Source organism: Paracoccus sp. L-17 (genome assembly GCF_056857655.1).
Window position 1 is genome coordinate 38,722 of record NZ_JBSXNM010000044.1, and the last position, 16,723, is coordinate 55,444.

Annotated in this window: 18 protein-coding genes; 3 read left to right on the top strand and 15 right to left on the bottom strand. The window is 65.6% G+C overall.

Annotated elements, in window-relative coordinates; genetic code table 11:
• Positions 1 to 3: 3 nt before the first annotated feature.
• From AC13CR_RS14555 to AC13CR_RS14575, 5 genes are read right to left on the bottom strand one after another with little or no spacing between them, the layout of a single operon-like run.
• Entirely contained in the window at positions 4 to 1,755 is a 1,752-nt protein-coding gene (locus AC13CR_RS14555) for a SulP family inorganic anion transporter (RefSeq protein WP_446237084.1), read from the bottom strand.
• 5 nt (positions 1,756 to 1,760) lie between these two features.
• Positions 1,761 to 2,147 (bottom strand): rhodanese-like domain-containing protein, encoded by a 387-nt coding sequence (locus AC13CR_RS14560; protein ID WP_292956598.1) that lies wholly within the window; start codon positions 2,145 to 2,147, stop codon positions 1,761 to 1,763.
• Positions 2,148 to 2,158: 11 nt separating this feature from the next.
• Positions 2,159 to 3,079, bottom strand: coding sequence for an MBL fold metallo-hydrolase (locus tag AC13CR_RS14565; protein WP_292956601.1), 921 nt, complete (start codon positions 3,077 to 3,079; stop codon positions 2,159 to 2,161).
• Between the two features lie 2 nt (positions 3,080 to 3,081).
• A complete protein-coding gene (locus AC13CR_RS14570) occupies positions 3,082 to 3,516 on the bottom strand; it encodes a DUF6691 family protein (protein WP_292956604.1) in 435 nt (144 codons plus the stop codon).
• 10 nt (positions 3,517 to 3,526) lie between these two features.
• Positions 3,527 to 3,976 (bottom strand): YeeE/YedE family protein, encoded by a 450-nt coding sequence (locus AC13CR_RS14575; RefSeq protein WP_292956607.1) that lies wholly within the window; start codon positions 3,974 to 3,976, stop codon positions 3,527 to 3,529.
• Between the two features lie 60 nt (positions 3,977 to 4,036).
• Between AC13CR_RS14575 and AC13CR_RS14580 the strand changes: the two genes are divergently transcribed.
• The gene (locus AC13CR_RS14580; RefSeq protein WP_292956610.1) at positions 4,037 to 4,390 is read left to right on the top strand and encodes an ArsR/SmtB family transcription factor; all 354 of its coding nucleotides are present in this window, start codon (positions 4,037 to 4,039) and stop codon (positions 4,388 to 4,390) included.
• A 154-nt stretch (positions 4,391 to 4,544) separates the two neighbouring features.
• Here AC13CR_RS14580 and AC13CR_RS14585 read toward each other — a convergent pair whose 3' ends face one another.
• The 7 genes from AC13CR_RS14585 to AC13CR_RS14615 all read right to left on the bottom strand — a co-directional run bounded on the left by AC13CR_RS14585 (position 4,545) and on the right by AC13CR_RS14615 (position 11,625).
• A complete protein-coding gene (locus AC13CR_RS14585) occupies positions 4,545 to 5,900 on the bottom strand; it encodes a dihydrolipoyl dehydrogenase family protein (protein ID WP_292956613.1) in 1,356 nt (451 codons plus the stop codon).
• A 132-nt stretch (positions 5,901 to 6,032) separates the two neighbouring features.
• Positions 6,033 to 7,091: a TRAP transporter substrate-binding protein gene (locus AC13CR_RS14590; protein WP_292956616.1), complete on the bottom strand. Its 1,059-nt coding sequence runs from the start codon at positions 7,089 to 7,091 to the stop codon at positions 6,033 to 6,035.
• 29 nt (positions 7,092 to 7,120) lie between these two features.
• Positions 7,121 to 8,410, bottom strand: a complete 1,290-nt coding sequence (locus AC13CR_RS14595; RefSeq protein ID WP_292956619.1) for a TRAP transporter large permease — start codon at positions 8,408 to 8,410, stop codon at positions 7,121 to 7,123.
• Positions 8,410 to 8,997, bottom strand: coding sequence for a TRAP transporter small permease (locus tag AC13CR_RS14600; RefSeq protein ID WP_292956622.1), 588 nt, complete (start codon positions 8,995 to 8,997; stop codon positions 8,410 to 8,412). The genes AC13CR_RS14595 and AC13CR_RS14600 overlap by 1 nt, the downstream gene beginning before the upstream one ends.
• A 53-nt stretch (positions 8,998 to 9,050) precedes the next feature.
• A complete protein-coding gene (locus tag AC13CR_RS14605) occupies positions 9,051 to 9,551 on the bottom strand; it encodes a flavin reductase family protein (protein WP_292956625.1) in 501 nt (166 codons plus the stop codon).
• 5 nt (positions 9,552 to 9,556) lie between these two features.
• Complete coding sequence (locus AC13CR_RS14610; protein WP_482900861.1) at positions 9,557 to 10,471, bottom strand: aldo/keto reductase; 915 nt, start codon at positions 10,469 to 10,471, stop codon at positions 9,557 to 9,559.
• A complete protein-coding gene (locus AC13CR_RS14615) occupies positions 10,471 to 11,625 on the bottom strand; it encodes an LLM class flavin-dependent oxidoreductase (protein ID WP_292956631.1) in 1,155 nt (384 codons plus the stop codon). Before AC13CR_RS14615 ends, AC13CR_RS14610 begins: the two co-directional genes overlap by 1 nt.
• Before the next feature lie 99 nt (positions 11,626 to 11,724).
• Between AC13CR_RS14615 and AC13CR_RS14620 the strand changes: the two genes are divergently transcribed.
• Together AC13CR_RS14620 and AC13CR_RS14625 are read left to right on the top strand one after the other, a co-directional pair.
• On the top strand, positions 11,725 to 12,450 hold the full coding sequence (locus tag AC13CR_RS14620; protein ID WP_292956634.1) for a GntR family transcriptional regulator: 726 nt from the start codon (positions 11,725 to 11,727) through the stop codon (positions 12,448 to 12,450).
• 16 nt (positions 12,451 to 12,466) lie between these two features.
• A complete protein-coding gene (locus tag AC13CR_RS14625; RefSeq protein ID WP_292956637.1) occupies positions 12,467 to 13,609 on the top strand; it encodes a Gfo/Idh/MocA family protein in 1,143 nt (380 codons plus the stop codon).
• 95 nt (positions 13,610 to 13,704) lie between these two features.
• On the opposite strand, the gene AC13CR_RS14630 is transcribed toward AC13CR_RS14625, so the two are convergent.
• From AC13CR_RS14630 to AC13CR_RS14640, 3 genes are read right to left on the bottom strand one after another with little or no spacing between them, the layout of a single operon-like run.
• Entirely contained in the window at positions 13,705 to 14,040 is a 336-nt protein-coding gene (locus AC13CR_RS14630; protein WP_292956640.1) for a cytochrome o ubiquinol oxidase subunit IV, read from the bottom strand.
• Positions 14,037 to 14,654: a cytochrome c oxidase subunit 3 gene (locus AC13CR_RS14635; protein WP_292956643.1), complete on the bottom strand. Its 618-nt coding sequence runs from the start codon at positions 14,652 to 14,654 to the stop codon at positions 14,037 to 14,039. The genes AC13CR_RS14630 and AC13CR_RS14635 overlap by 4 nt, the downstream gene beginning before the upstream one ends.
• Entirely contained in the window at positions 14,651 to 16,723 is a 2,073-nt protein-coding gene (locus tag AC13CR_RS14640; RefSeq protein WP_292956646.1) for a cbb3-type cytochrome c oxidase subunit I, read from the bottom strand. The genes AC13CR_RS14635 and AC13CR_RS14640 overlap by 4 nt, the downstream gene beginning before the upstream one ends.

Genomic DNA, 16,723 nt, shown 5'->3' on the forward strand with positions numbered 1-16,723 from the left:
GCTTCACAGCGATACTCCGTCATTGGACGGATGGGACGGGCCGGGGGCGTCGCTGCATAGCGTTTGCACGGCGCGGTGCTGTGTCAGGAAGACCCGGCCCGTCAGATCATCCAGAAAATGGGATTTCTTGAGCCTGTCCATGACCGGGCCCTTCACTTCGCTGAGGTGGAACGTGATCCCGCGCGATTCCAGCCGCCTGTTGATTGCCTCGAGGCTTTCCAGCGCACTCATGTCGATCTCGTTCACCGCCGAGCACATCAGGATCACGTTCCGCAGGTCTTCCCGCTCGGCGACCATGTCATAGATGCGGTCTTCGAGATTGCGGGCATTGGCGAAATACAGGCTTTCATCGACGCGCACCGACAGGATGGCGTCATGCAGGGTCACGTCATGGCGGTTGACGTTTCGATAGTGTTCGGTGCCGGGCACCTGGCCTACCACCGCCATATGCGGGCGCGAGGATTTGTAGAGGTGGATGAGGATCGAGATCAGAACCCCCGCCGAAACGCCGATTTCCACCCCCAGACCCAGCGTCAGCAGGATCGTTGCGGTCACGGCGGCGAAATCGGCCCTGGAATAGACCCAGCTGCGTTTCAGGATCGAGAGATCGACAAGGCCAAGCACCGCGACGATGATCGTCGCCGCCAGCGTGGCCTTGGGCAGATAATAGATTGCCGGGGTCAGCATCAGCGCGGCGATGGCCAGCCCCACCGCGGTATAGGCTCCGGCGGCCGGGGTGCGGGCGCCAGCGTCGAAGTTCACCACCGACCGCGAGAACCCGCCGGTGACCGGAAAACCGCCCGTGAACGCAGCACCAAGGTTGGCGGCCCCCAGACCGATCAGCTCCTGATCCGGGTCGATGCGCTGGCGGCGCCTGGCGGCCAGCGTCTGCGCGACCGAGATCGATTCCACGAAGCCGATGACCGAGATCAGGATGGCCGGCCCGATCATCGCGGCCAGAAGGCCGGGCTGGAATGCCGGTACCGTCAGCGGCGGCAGCGCCCGGGGCACGGTCCCGACGATATCGACGCCGCGATCCGCGAGGCCGAAGGCCCAGACCACCAGCGTCGTGACCAGAACGGCCAGGACCGGCCCGGCCTTGGACCCCATGTCGGCAAGCGTGTTGCCCAGCCCGATGCGCAGCAGCAGCGGCTTCAGCCCCTTGCGTACCCAGAACAGGAACGCCGTCGCACTCGCCCCCAGCAGGACCGTGATCCCGTTGATCGTCCCGATGGCCGACCACAGCCCGTGCAGCATCTCGATCAGCGTATCGCCAGAGGCCCTGACGCCGAGGATGTATTTCAACTGGCTGGTGGCGATCAGGATGCCGCTGGCGGTGACGAACCCGGCGATGACCGGATGCGACAGGAAATTCGCCAGAAATCCCAGCCGGAACAGGCCGAGGATCAGCAGGAAGATGCCCGACAGAAACGCCAGCGTGAGGGCGGCGGTGACCTGGTCGATGCCCTGGTCACCCAGTTTGCCGATCGCCGCCGCCGTCATCAGCGACACCACCGCCACCGGTCCGACCGCCAGCGTGCGCGAGGTGCCGAAGATCGCGTAGAGCACGATGGGCAGGATCGAGGCATAGATCCCGGCCTCGGGCGGCAATCCGGCCAGCAGCGCATAGGCCAGCGACTGCGGGATCAGCATGATCGTGACGATCACCGCCGCGACCAGATCGCCGCTCAGCTTGTCGCGGTCGTAACGGCTGCCCCAGTCCAGAACCGGCAGGTATAGGGTCAGGCGGGGCACGTCTTTCACGCCGTGATGGGCAGTCCGGCCTGCTTCCAGCCGCCCAGTCCGCCTTCGATGACCCTGGCATTGTAGCCCATCGTCTTCAACACGTCGGCCGCCAGCGCCGCGCGTGCCCCCGAGGCGCAAAGGACATTCACATGGCCTTTGGATCGGCGCATCGCCACCAGCGCGTCATGCGCCTTGCCGGTATCAGGATCGGCCTGTGCCTCCAGCAGCCCGCGCGGGATGTGGATCGCCCCCGCGATCGCCCCGTCGCTGTCCAGTTCGGCCGGTTCGCGCACGTCGAGGATCACGTCCCCGTTCGGCCGTGCGGCCTGCGCATCGGCGGGGCTGATCGTTTCGACGCGGGTCCTGGCCTCGGCCACCAGGTCTTTCATGGATTTGGTCATGATCGTATCCTTCAGAATTTGTCGACAGGCAGTTTCAGGTAATGGGCGCCGTCGCTTTCGGCCTCGGGCAGCCTTCCGCCACGCAGGTTGATCTGCAAGACGGCCAGCATCCGGTCGGGCAGCGACAGCGTCGCATCGCGTTCTTCGCGGGTGGCGATGTAATCCTCCTTGGCGGTGCCCTCCTTGACGTGAATGTTGTCGGCCCTGTGCTTGTCCACCGTGGCCTCCCATTCCGGCTCGTCGCGGCCGTCGGCGCCGTAGTCATGGCCGATGAACAGGCGCGTGTCGCCCGGCAGGGCCAGGATGGCCTGCAGCGAGTTCCACAATTCCTCCGTGCTGCCACCGGGAAAGTCGGCGCGCGCGGTGCCGCTGTCGGGCTGCATGAGCGTGTCGTGCACGAAGGCCGCGTCGCCGCAGATATAGGTGATCGACCCCATCGTGTGACCGGTCGACAGCATCACCCGGACGTCCAGATCGCCGAGCTTGAAGCTGTCCCCATCGGCAAACAGCCGGTCGAAATCGCGGGCCGGATCGAAGGCCTTGGGCATGTTGTAGAAACCCCGCCAAAGATCTGCGATGTCGGCGACCTTCTCGCCGATGGCATTGGGGGCGCCGGTGCGTTCCTTCAGCCGCGCCGAGGCCATCGCGTGATCGGCGTGGGGATGCGTGTCCAGCACCCATTCCACCGACAGGCCATGTTCTTCGACCAGTTTCAGAACCTGATCCATGCTGCGCGTGTCGATGGAAAAGGCGGCCGGATCGAAATTCAGCACGACGTCGATCAGCGCGGCCTTCCTGGTCGCCGGATCGGCGCAAATATACTGGATCGATCCGGTATCGGGTTCGTAGATCCCCCAGACATCGGGGCTTTGTGCGCCGGTCGACGGCGAGTGCCGGACAATCGGCTGGTCCAGTTTTGACGGCTCTGACATGATCAGGCTCCTTTCGCTGTGAAGATCGTGAAAGATTTCGCGCGTCCGCCCAGCACGATGCCGATCAGCATTGCGGGCAGGAATATCAGCGTTCCGGGCGCGCCCATCGCCAGCGCCGTCCAGGCCGGGCCGGGGCAGAATCCGCCCAGTCCCCAGCCGGTTCCGAAGATGGCGGCGCCGGTCAGCAGCGGGGCGTCGATGGCGGTGTTGTCCGGCATGTCGAATCCCGGCCCGAGGGCGGGGGCATCTCGACGCCAGACCAGCCGATAGCCGATGAAGGCCGTCACCGAAGCGCCGCCCATGACGAAGGCGAGGCTGGGATCCCAGGCGCCGAAGATGTCGAGGAAATTGAGAACCTTGGCGGGATTCGCCATGCCGGACAGGATCAGCCCGATGCCGAAGGTCAGACCGGCGAAGAAACCCAGGACGGGACGCATGATCGGCTCCTCAGATCACGTGGCGGATCAGGGTGGTGGTCAGGACGGCTGCGGCCAAGAACACGCATACGGCGACCAGCGACCGGCGCGACAGGCGCGCCAGACCGCAGACGCCATGTCCCGAGGTGCAGCCCGATCCCAGTGCGGTGCCCGTCCCGACCAGCAGTCCCGCAAGGGCCATGCCGGGCAGGTTGCCGGATACGGTCTGTTGCGGAAACGATCCGGTCACCAGCAGGACAGCGACCGGCGCCGCGACCAGGCCCAGCAGGAAAGCAAGCCGCCACCCGCGGTCGTCGGGTCCGCCAAGCCCCGGCACAAGGCCGGTCAGGCCCTTCGTGATGCCGCTGATCCCTGCGATCTTGCCGAACAGGCCCATCACCGTCACCGCGCTGATTCCGATCAGCACACCGCCGGTCAGCGACAGCCATGGTGTGAAATCGGTCGCGACGACGGGTTCCATGCCGGTCTCCTCTCATTCGTTACCCTTGGCTTTCGCCGGATGAGTCGTTATATGTAAGTAATGGCTAAATTAGTCAACACTGATATAAAAGAAAATCGGCCCTCGCTGCCGGTCTTGCAGGCGCGCGCCGCAGAGGTCGCGGGGCAGCTTGGCCTGTTGGCGAACACCAGCCGGCTGATGGTGCTGTGCCATCTTCTGGAGGGTGAGCAATCGGTCGGAGCGTTGCAGATCCAACTGGACCTGAGCCAGTCTGCGCTGAGCCAGCATCTTGCCCGGTTGCGCGACGCGGGAATGGTGGCGACGCGCCGCGACCGGCAGACGATCTTCTACCGTATCGCCGACCCGCGAGTGCATCAGATGATCGAGGCGCTGTATCTGATCTATTGCGCATCGGAAGACGACAGCGACGGCTAGGCGGATCGCGGCAGCAGAGTTCCCGCACCGTCGATCCCAGCCTTGACGCATTGGGGGGGGGGGCGCTGACGGCGCGGCAACAAGGCCCCGCGCATGGGCATGGCGTCGGCGCGTTTGGTAAATTCCTGCCGGTTTGACCCGGCCAATGCGCAGTCTAGACCATCGAGCCGATATCCGACGCAAAGCTGGGATAGGCAAAGGTGACGCCCTTGATCGCGGTCGCGGTCAGGCCCGCAGCCATCGCCATCGCGAACAGGTTGATCTGCTCTTCGGCACCGGGGCCAAGCAGATGCGCCCCCAGGATCCTGCCGGTCGCCTTTTCGACCAGAACCTTGTAGGCACTGTGTTTCGCACCCACCCGCAGCGACGAATACCAGTCCGCCGTCTTCGCGAAACGGGTCTCGAAATCCAATCCCCTGTCGCGCGCGGCAGCTTCGGACAGGCCGACCGTCGCCATCTGGGGCAAGGTGAAGACGACGCTTGGAATCGGCCGATCATCCACCCGGCGCTCATCCTTTCCGGCAAGCAGGTTCTTGCCTGCGATCCGGCCCTCGAGGGCCGAGACGGGGGTCAGATTCGGACCGCTATCGGCGCAATCTCCGGCGGCGAAGATGGCCGGGTTGGTCGTGCGCATGAAGGGGCTGACCCTGATGCCCTTGCGACCGTATTCGACGCCCGCGGCTTCAAGGTCGAGATGGTCGATATTGGGCACGCGGCCGGTGGCATGAACCACGAGATCGCAGACGACCGTTTCCGTCCCCTGCCGCGTCTCGCAAGTCACCGCGAAGTCCTGTCCGCGTCTTTCGATCTTCAGAACCTTCGCCCCGGTCCGCAGATCGACGCCCAGCTCGGTCGTTGCTTCGACAAGAACGTCGACCAGATCGGGATCGAAATTTCCAAGCGGCCGGTCCTGCATTTCCAGGACCGTGACTTCGCGCGCCCCCGCGCGCCGGGAGATATGGGCGAACTCCATCGCGATGAATCCGCCGCCGACGAACACGATCCTGTCGGGCCGTTCGGGCAATTCCAGAAAATCGGTGCTGGTTGCCAGAAGCTCTTCGCCGGGAATGTTCAGCGTCATCGGCCGGGCGCCGGTGGCGATGTGGAAGTGGCGTGCCGACAGGGTTTCGCCATTCACCACGATCCGGTCGGGGCCGGTGAACCGTGCCTGGCCATGCAGCACCGTGACGCCGGCTTTCTCCAGCCCGCCCTCGATACGGCCGGGCATCGCGTCCGTGAAGCTGCGCTTGAAGGCGATCATGTCCGGCCAATCGACCGAAGGCCGTGTCTTCAGGCCCTTGCCGTCCAGGTTGCGGGCCTGTTCGATCCCCTCGGTCACGGCGACCAGCATCTTCTTGGGATCGCAGCCTCGCAATGCACAGGTGCCACCGAAGGGCAGGCTGTCGATGCTGGCCACCTTCCAGCCGGCGCCGGCAGCCATCCGGGCGACCCCGTTCCCGCCGGTCCCGCCGCCGATGACGATCAGATCGAATTCCTTGCTGGCAGGCATGATTTTCCCCCTCGCGGTTTGCTGCCGCCGCCCGGTTGGCCCAATCGCCCCCGGCTTACGGGCTGCGCGCGCTGCGCGACGCCGCGCCCTGCGGGATCATCGCGGACCCCCGCAGGTCCGCCCGCCAAGGCGTCACTGGATATCGCGGGCGCGTTCCGTGTCCAGTTCCTGGTTCGCGGTCTCGACAGCGCCTTTCATGGCGTCGAAGATTTCCTGCCCGCCCTCGACATTGGCGGTGAACCATTCATAGACCGGCCGGGCGGCATCGGCAAAGGCCTGCTTTTCCTCCGGCGTCGGCACATAGAGATCACCGCCGCCCTGGACGAATTCCTCATAGGCGGGGATCGACTTGCGCTTGGGCGAAGCGAAGGTGGCCTGCTGAAGCTGGTAGAATCCATCGACCACGACCCGGCGCATGTCTTCGGGCATGGCCATGAACCTCTCGTTGGACATCCACCACAGCGCGCCCATGTAGGCGTGCCCGTCCAGCGTCAGGTATTGCAGCCCGGCCTCGGGGAATTTCATCGACATGATGTCGGTGATGCCGTTCTTGGTGCCGTCCACCACACCGGTCTGCAACGAGGTGAACAGTTCGGGCCAGGGGATCGGCGTCGGCGCGGCGCCCAGGGTTCTGACCAGTTCCTGCGGCAGGTCGGCGACCACGGTGCGGATCTTCATGCCCTTCAGATCGGCCGGCGTCTGGACGCGGCGCTTGGTATTGGCAAAGTTGCGCCAGCCGCCGGTATTGCCGATGGTCATCAGCCGGATCGCGCCGCCCGAATCCTCCAGCGCCATCTCGCGCATGGTGCGCGTGAAATCGCCCGACAGAACCTTCTCGGCCACGCGGTCATCCTGCATCAGGTAGGGCAGGTCCAGGACCTGCACATAGGGGAACAGGCCGGCCGCCCCGCCCGAGGTCGAGATATAGACATCGATGGATCCATCGGCCACGCCCTGAAGGCATTCGGCCCCGTTCGAACACAATTGCGTCCCCATGTAGATCTCGACCGCGATGGCGCCGTTCGAGGCGCTTTCCACATAGGACTTGAAGACCTGCAGGCCGTCGTAATCCTCGTCGCTCTCGTTGGAATTGGCGACGGCGCGGAGGGTATATTCCTGCGCCGCGGCCGGGATCGCCAGCAGCGCCGCCATGGCCAGCGCCGCCGCCGTCGTGATTGTCTTCGTCAACATCAGATCCTCCCTCTTGGTTCGAATGACATTCAGTTCGCGAACCCGGTCAGACGCGGGATCGTCATGGAGATCGCGGGGAAATAGGTGATCAGGAAGATCACCAGGATTTCGACCGCGAGAAATGGCAGGATGGCGCGGGCGATCGTCGTCACCCGTTCCCCCGACACGGCCGAGGCCACGAACAGCACCAGCCCCATCGGCGGCGTGGCCAGCCCGACGGTCAGGTTCACGCACATGATGATGGCGAAATGCACGCTGTCCACGCCCAGCTGGGTAAAGACCGGCGCCAGGATCGGACCCAGGATGATGATCGCCGGCCCCGCATCCAGGAACATGCCGACCACGAACAGCAGCAGGTTGATCAGAAACAGCATCAGCAGCGGATTCTCGGTCAGCGTCAGGATCACGTCGGCCATCATCTGCGGCGCCTGCGACAGCGACACCACGGTCTTGAACGACATCGCCGCCCCGACCAGCAGCAGCACCACCGCCGAGGTGATGCCGGCGCGGCCCAGCACGTCGGGCAGTTCCGACAGGCGCAGCGTCCGCAGCACGAACAGGCTGATCACCAGCGCATAGAACACCGCGACCGCCGCCGCCTCGGTGGGCGTGAACACGCCTGCCAGGATGCCGCCCAGGATGATCACCGGCGTCATCAGCGGAAAGAACGCCTTCAGGCTGGCCTGCCCGCGTTCGCCCCAGCCATAGCGACGCGATGCCACCGGAAAGTCGTAGCGGTCGGCCATGATCTTGATCAGCGCCATCAGCCCCACGCCGACCAGCACGCCGGGCACCAGCCCGGCCAGAAACAGCGCCGCGACGCTTTCGCCCATCACATAGGCATAGATGATCATGATCCCCGATGGCGGAATGATCGGCCCGATCACCGAACTGGCCGCGGTGATCGCGGCAGCGAAGCGACGGGTATAGCCCTGCCGCTCCATCGCCGGTATCAGCATCGAGCCAAGCGCCGAGGTATCCGCCACGGCCGATCCGGACAGCCCCGCGAACAGCATCGAGGACAGCACGTTCACATGCGCCAGCCCGCCGCGAAAATGCCCCATCAGCGCCTGGCTGAATTCGACCAGCCGGTGGGTGATGCCGCCGCGATTCATGATCTCGCCGGCCAGCATGAAGAACGGGATCGCCATCAGCGGAAAGCTGTCCATGCCGTTGTAGAGGTTGCGGTAAAGCAAGGTCAGGTCGCGTTCCTGCCCGTTCAGGACAAGCAGGATTCCCGGCGCCGCGAGCAGGCCGAAAAAGACCGGCAGGCCGATCATCAGGAAGACCAGGAACAGCGGCAGGAACCAGATCAGCATCACTCGGCGCCCTCGGTCTCGGAATGGGGAATGGGCGGAAGTTCGACGAGACCCAGAACCTGCGCCAGATTGCGCAGGATCAGTTCGACATTGACCAGGATCAGCAGCACGATCCCTACCGGCAGCGCGGCCATCATCCAGCTGCGCGGCAGTCGCTGCCAGGTGCTGAAATCGACCGAGGTCGGCAGATAGAGCGAGGCCGAGGCAAAGCGTCCGCCCAGCCCCGTCACCTCGGACCAGCCGATCTTCAGCGACACGATCAGCACCGTCAGGCTGACGGCCAGCAGCACGATGTTCAGGATCGCCGCCGCCGCGCGGGGCAGGGCGAAGATCAGGATGTCGATCGCCACGAAGCCGCCGCGGCGAAAGGCGATCGGCGCCATCAGCCCGGTCATCCACAACATGCCGAAGCGCGCCGCCTCGTCCGGCCAGGGCAGGGCGTTGTTCAGGACGTAGCGGAAGAAGACCTGCACCAGCGTCACCGCGACCATCATCGCGATGGCCGCGATGCCGATGCCATAGCCGATCCTCAGCAGATGCCCGTTCACCCAGGACAGGGCCCGGATCGACGCCTCCAGCAAGACCATTCGCTCTCCCCCCTCATGCGCCGTCCCCCCCTCCTCAGGGTCGGGTGGCGCAGTCAGTTGTTGTCGATCCGTGCCATCCGCCCGCCAAAGAAGGCCAGCGGATCGCCCTGTTGCATCGTGGCGCGCAGCACCTCGCCCACCACAATGGCATGATCGCCGGCATCATGCACCGCGTAACGGTGGCAATCGAACCGCGCGAGGCACTGGTCCAGCACCGGCACGCCCCAGCCGTTCCGGCCCAGCGGCAGATCCTGCAGCGCCGTCGCGTCCCGGGCCACGGCAAAGGCCAGTTCGTGCTGGTCGGCGGCAAGGACATGGATCGCGTAATGCCGCGCCTCGGCGAATTGCGCATAGCGGCGGGACCGGCGCGCCGGCGACCACAGCACCAGCGGCGGATCCATCGAGACCGAGGAAAAGCTGTTGACGGTGATCGCCGCGCAGCCGGACGGATCGCCGGTCGTGACGATGGTGACGCCGGTGGCGAACAGGCCAAAGGCGTCGCGCAGGTCGCGCCCGTTCTGGGGTTCGGGAACGAAACTGCGGGGTTCGGCCATGTGCATCACGCCACCTCGCGGCCAAGCGCCGCCTCGTAGAGCTGGAACCATTGCACGCGGGTCAGATCGACCTTGCGCGCATCCGGGATCGCGGCGATGCGGACCAGAGAGTTGGTGCCCAGAACCGGCAGGATCGTCGCCGGGTGCCGCAGCAGGAAAGCCACCGCGATGGCCGCGCGATCGACGCCGAATTCCCCGGCCAGCGCGTCCATCCGCCGGGTCAGGGCGGTATCGCCCCGCATCAGGCTGCCGCCGCCCAGCGGCGACCAGGCCATGACCGGATCGCCGCGGCGCTGGTGAAAGGCAAGATCGCCATCCGCGAAGGGCTGCGGCCGGGCCAGCGACAATTCGATCTGGTTCGTGACCAGCGTGTTCCGCATGGCGGCTTGCAGCAGCTCGACATCCCAGGGCCGGAAATTCGACACGCCGGCGGCGCGGATCTTGCCCGACCGGATCAGCCCGTCCAGCGCCGCTCCGGTCTCGTGGGGATCCATCAGCGGATCGGGGCGGTGGATCAGCAGCAGGTCGATATGATCGGCGCCCAGGTCGCGCAGCGACTTCTCGACCGAGGCGGTGATATGGGCGGCCGAGGTGTCGTAATGCTTGCAGGCCGCGTCCGCGTATCGTCCGCAGGGCGCGACGATACCGCATTTCGTGACCAGCTCGACCCTGTTGCGCAGTCCCGGATCGGCCTTGAAGGCCTGTCCCAGGATCGCCTCGGCGGTATAATCGCCATAGATGTCTGCCTGATCCAGGGTGGTGATGCCCCGGTCCAGCGCCGCGTCGATCTTGGCGCGCACGTGCCCGGCCGAGATGTCGGCATCATCGCCAAGCCGCCACATGCCGTAGACAAGCCGCGAAAGGCTGAGACCCTCGGCAATGCGAACCCGGTCGGCGACGAAATCCCCCAGCGTATCCATCAGCGCCGCACCCCCGCGCCCAGCGGCGTGCGCGGCAGGGCATCGGGCACCCGCCCCCGGACCCGGTTCAGCTGGCAGGTCTTCATCTGCGGCAGCACGCGGCTGCCGAAATGTTCGGCCTCGTCAAGATGCGGATAGCCCGACAGGATGAAGGCGCGGATCCCCATCCCCTGCAATTCCTCCAGCTTGCTCAGAACCTGATCGGTCGAGCCGACGATGGCCGCGCCGCAGCCCGACCGCGCCCGGCCCACCCCGGTCCAAAGGTTCGGTTCGACATAGCCTTCCAGGTCGGCCAGTTCGCGGTTGCGCGCCTGATGGCTGACGCCCAGGCTGCCCGCATCCAGCGCCCGTTCGCGGATCGCCTGCCCCAGTTCGTCGTCCAGCTTGCTGGCGATGTAGCGGGCATAGTCCCTGGCCTCGGCCTCGGTGTCGCGGACGATGACATGGGCGCGGAATCCGTAATCCAGCGTCCGCCCGTATCGTTCGGCGGCCTCGTGGGCGGCCTTCATCCTGGCGGCGATGTCCTCGGTCTTTTCGGGCCACATCAGATAGACATCGCAATGCTGCCCGCACAGATCCAGCGCGTCGGGCGAATAGCCGCCGAAATACAGCATCGGCCCGCCCTGCTGATAGGGTTTGGCCGGATCCGTGGTCAGGCCGGCAAAGCTGTAGACCTCGCCCTCGTAATCGATCTGGTCGCGACTCCAGGCCTGTTTCAGGATCTCGACCACCTCGCGCGACCGCTTGTATCGGTGCTTGCTGTCCTCTTTCTGGCCCGGAAAGTCGGACGAGATGATGTTTACCGTCAGCCGCCCCTGCAACATGTGATCCAGCGTCGCGATGGTGCGCGCCAGCATGATCGGCTGCATCTCGCCGCAGCGCACGGCGGCCAGCAGGTTGATGCGTTCGGTGATCGGCGCGCAGCCGGCGACAAAGCTCAGCGTGTCCTGGCCCACCTGATAGGACGAGGGGCACAGGATATTGCCGAAGCCCTGTGCCTCGGCGGTCTTGACGATGTCCGAACAATGATCCCAGGACGACCGGAGATCGCCGTCCGGCACCCCGAGAAACTGGTAATCATCCGAGCAGAGCGCCGAAAACCAGGCCACCTCGACCGCGTCGAGATCCGCAGATGTCACCGGGACAATGGTCATGTTCCCTCCCTCGGGTCGCTGAAATTCGGTCTTTACTAGCTCCGCCTTTGGTGTAAATCAATAGGGTATCAATTCTGGTCGCACGGGACAGGCGAAATCATGCAGGACAGGGGCAGACCCGCAGGCCACCGGCCCGACGCGCTGCCGATCTACATGCAGATCAGCGAGATCCTGATCCGGGACATTGCCTCGGGGCGGCTGGTCGATGGTCAGAAGCTGCCGCCCGAACGCGATTTCGCGAAGGCCCATGGCACCACCGTCGGGACGCTGCGCAAGGCGCTGCTGCTGCTGGAAAGGAAGGGCCTTCTGGAACGCCGGCAGGGGTCGGGGAACTATGTCCGTGCGGGTGGCGCGGTCGATTCGGTCTATTCGATGCTGCGGCTGGAACTGGTGCGCGGCGGCGGCGGGCTGCCCACGGCGGATATCCTGTCGGCCGATTATCTGCCCAAGGATGCCGGCCAGCCCGCCTATGGCACCTCGGATCACGGCACCCGCTTTCGCCGCCTGCGCTATCTGGATGACCAGATCGTCGCGATCGAGGAAATCTGGCTGGACGGCGGCGCCGGCATCGTGCCGCGGGATCTGATCCAGGATTCGCTTTACCTGACCTACAAGCGGGCGCTGAAACTGTGGATCAGCCGGGCCGAGGACCGGGTCGGGATCGGCGCGGTCCCGGACTGGTCGCCCACGGCCTTTGCGCTGCCCCCCGGTACCGTGACCGCCTATATCGAACGGCTGTCCTGGGCGCAGCGCGCCGAGGCGGTCGAATTTTCCCGCACCTGGTACGACACCGAAAAGGCGCTTTATGTCCAGCGCCTCGCCTGACGAAAGAGGGATCCCCATGACCACCGAAACGCTTGTGCGCGGCCAGACCCGGACCATCACCTATGGCATCATCGGCTGCGGCATGATGGGTCAGGAACATCTGCGCAACATCGCGCTTCTGGACAATGCTGCCGTCGGCGCGATCTTCGAACCGGATGCGCTGATGCGGGTTCGTGCCGCGCAATTCGCCCCCGATGCGCGTTTCGTGGACAATCTCGACGCGCTTCTGGACATCCCCGAGATCGACTGCCTGCTGATCGCCAGCCCCAATTTCCGCCACGTCGAACAATTGCAGGCCATCGCAAGGCGGCGGCCGCTGCCGGTCCTGGTGGAAAAGCCGCTTTTCACCGATCCCGACCACGCCGCCGCCGTCGATGCCTTCGCCGCCAGCTATCCGGCGCCGGTCTGGGTGGCGATGGAATATCGCTACATGCCGCCCGTCGCCCGGCTGCTGGAAGAGGCCGAGGCCGTGACCGGAGGCATCAAGATGCTGACCATCCGCGAGAACCGTTTTCCCTTTCTGGACAAGGTCGGGTCGTGGAACCGCTTCAACCGCTATACCGGCGGCACCTTCGTCGAGAAATGCTGTCATTTCTTCGATCTCATGCGACTGGCGCTGAAATCGGACCCGGTGCGCGTCATGGCCATGGGCGGGCAGGCGGCCAACCATCTGGACGAAAGCTATTCCGGTGAAACGCCTGATATTCTGGACCACGGCTATGTTCTGGTCGCCTTCGAGAACGGCGCCAAGGCGATGCTGGAATTGTGCATGTTCGCCGAGGGCGCGCGCTATCAGGAGGAAATCTCGGCACTTGGCCCCAGCGGCAAGATCGAGGCGCTGGTGCCCGGCCCGAACCGGTTCTGGCCGCCGCATCTGGGCGCTGCGCCGGTGCCGCAGGTCATCTATTCGCCGCGCAATCCCAAGGGCCCGCGGATCCGCGAGATCCCGGTCGATCCGGCCATCCTCGATGCCGGCGATCACAACGGCTCGACCTTCTACCAGCATCTGGGGTTCCTGGAACTCGTGCGCGGGCAACGCCGCGCGCCGGATGTTTCGGTCCTGGACGGCAAATGGGCGGTGCTGATGGGAATTGCCGCGCAGCGGTCGATGGCCGAACGGCGGGTCGTGGAACTGAGCGAACTGACCGCCCTGACCTGACGGCCGACGCGGGCCGCGTCGCGCCGGTTCCTGCCGACCGGGCGCGGGACGCCGGGGGCGCGGCCTGCCGGCCTTCTGCGCGGGGCCCGCGCGGCTCAGCGGTCCGGCGCCGCGGCCGTTTCGGCCTGTTGCTGCATCCGGTCCCCGAGGCTGCCCATGATCCAGACCGTTCCGCCGATCATCAGGCCCATCAGCAACAGCGAAAACCCGATCAGGTGCAAATCCTCGCGCTGCTGACGCCAGCCGATATGCAGAAAGCAACGCAACTGCACCGCCACTTGCGCGATACCGGCCAGCGCCACGATCCACAGCGCGGACGGGCGCGTCAGGCCGCTGCCCGCGACCGCCCAGAAGGCCAGACCCGTCAGCGCCGCCGAAACGACGAATCCGCGGACATAGCGCCGCAGCTCGCCTCGCCGATCGTCGCTCATGCCATGCCTCCCAGAAAAACGACCGAAAGGATCCCGATCCAGATCAGGTCCAGAAAGTGCCAGTAGAGACCCAGCAGCAGAAGGCGGGTCTTTACCCGGTCCGTGAGGCCCTGCACCGCGATCAGCGCGGCCATCACCGCCATCCAGAAAAGACCCATCGTGACATGCAGGCCGTGAAGCCCCACCAGCACCCAGAGCGCCGACAGATAGCCGCTGCGCTGCGGAACGCCGCCCCGGGACGCCATGCTGGCGAAATCGCGCAGCTCCAGCGCCAGGAACCCGGCCCCAAGCGCGGCCGTCACCGCAAGCCAGGGCAACACGGCGCGGGCGGTTCCCGCATGTTTCAGCCCAAGGCTCGCCAGCCCGTAGGTGAAGGAACTGGTCAGCAGCAGCCCCGTCTGAAGCGCGACGCTGCGCAGGTCGAACAGCGTCTCGGGCCCCGGACCGCCCGCGCGCGCGCGCTGCATCACGACGTAGTGGCCGAAAAGGATCCCGAAGGTGATCATGTCGCTCATCAGAAAGACCCAGAAGCCGAAGACGGTCTTTTCGGTCCGGCTGCCCGCGTCGCCTTGCGCGGCGCCGAGATTCAGGCCGGGATGCGCGCGATGGCTCATGCCGGCACCGCCGGATCGGCAAGGCCGCGATTGGCGGGCAGCATCTCGTCGTCGCGGCCAATGGCGCGGGCCGTCCGGATCGCGGCGAGAAAGCGGCGATGCGCGGCCGCGACCTCGGCCGCCGGGATGGTTTCATGCGTGTTCGTGGCGAAGGCGCGCAGGACGACGGCGCCGACGATCGCGGCACCGGACAGCACGGCCAGCCACCAGATCCACCAGACCATCGCCAGCCCAAGCGCGCCACCCGCGACCGCGACGATCATTCCCAGGGCCGTGTGGCGCGGCATGTCCACATCCTCGTAGGCGTCGGCCTCGGCATAGGGCGTCCCCTCGGCCTTCTCGAGGGTAAAGGGGTCCAGCGCCCTGACGCTGGGGATGGCCCAGAAATTGTAGGGCGGCGGCGGCGCGCTGGTCGCCCATTCCAGGCTGCGCCCGTCCCATGGATCGCCCAGCGGGCAGGCCAGCGCCGCGCGGTTGCGCGCGCTGGCCCAGAAGGTGTGGATCAGGCTTGCCAGCGCCGCGACCAGGATCGCGGCGCCGCCGAAAGCCAGCCACATCGCGGGCTGAAAGGCGGGGTTGTCATAGCTGGCCGCCCGCCGGGGCATTCCCATCAGTCCCAGCCAGTACAGCGGCAGGAATGCAAGGCAGAACCCCGCCACCCACAAAAGCGCGGTGCGCCGCGCCAGCTTTTCGTCCAGGCGAAAGCCGAAGGCCTTGGGAAACCAGTAATGAATCCCTGCGAACATGCCGAACAGCGTGCCCGGGACCAGAACGTTGTGGAAATGCGCGACCACGAACTGGGAATTGTGCAGCTGATAGTTGATCGCCGGATTGGCCAGGATCACCCCGGTCAGCCCGCCGAAGACGAAAAGGATGAAGAACCCCGTCAGATAGATGATCGGCACCGTGATCCGCACCCGGCCGCGAAACAGCGTCGCCATCCAGTCATAGACCTTCACGCCGGTGGGCACCGCGATGACCATGGTGGCGATGCCGAAGGCGGCGTTGATGCGGCCATTCTGTCCCATGGTGAAGAAATGGTGCAGCCAGACCGCGAACGAGACCACCGCGATGGCCATCGTCGCGATCACCAGGCTGTTATAGCCATAAAGCCGCTTGGCCGCGAAGGTGGCCGAGATCTCGGAATAGACGCCGAAGGCCGGCAGCACGACGATATAGACCTCGGGGTGGCCGAACATCCAGAAGATGTTGGCGTATTGCATCATGTTTCCGCCCAGGTCGTTGGTGAAGAAATGAAACCCCGCCACACGGTCCAGCGCCAGCATCGCGGTCGATGCCGTGACCGCCGGGAAGGCATAGACCATCATGATCGCGGTGCAGAGCGCGGTCCAGGTGAACATCGGCATCCGCAGGAAGGTCATGCCCGGCGCACGCAGCTTGTAGATCGTCACCGCGATGTTCATCCCGGCGAGGGTCGAGCCGATCCCGGAAAGGCCGACCGCCCAGATCCAGTAGTCCACCCCCGGGCCGGGGCTGAAGGTGGCGCCGGTGAAGGGCGGATACATCGTCCAGCCACCGGTCCCGAACTGACCCAGGACCAGCGACAGCATGACCAGTCCCGCCCCCGACGCCGTCAGCCCCAGCGAGACCTGGTTCAACACCGGGAACGCCATGTCCCGCGCCCCGATCTGCAAGGGGACGGCAAAGTTGATCAGCCCCGTCACCAGCGGCGTCGCCACGAAGAAGATCATGATCGTTCCGTGGGTCGAGAAGAGCTGTGCATAATGGTCGGGCGACAGGATTCCGCCGTTCAGCGCGCTGACCTGATGGGTGCGCATCACCGCGCCTTCCAGCACGCCGCGCAGAAACATCACCCCGGCCAGCACCACATACATGATGCCGATCCGCTTGTGGTCCGGGCTGGTCAGCCAGTCCCGCCAAAGCGGTCCCCACAGATGGTGGCGCGTCAGCAGCCACAATGTCGCCGCCGCGCCCAACACCACGGTCAGCGCGGCACCCGAGGACACGGCCTCGTTGAGGGACGGATTGCGCAGGAAGTCGTCGAATGGCGTGGCCGACCAGTCAAGGCGCCCGAACGGTGCGCCCAT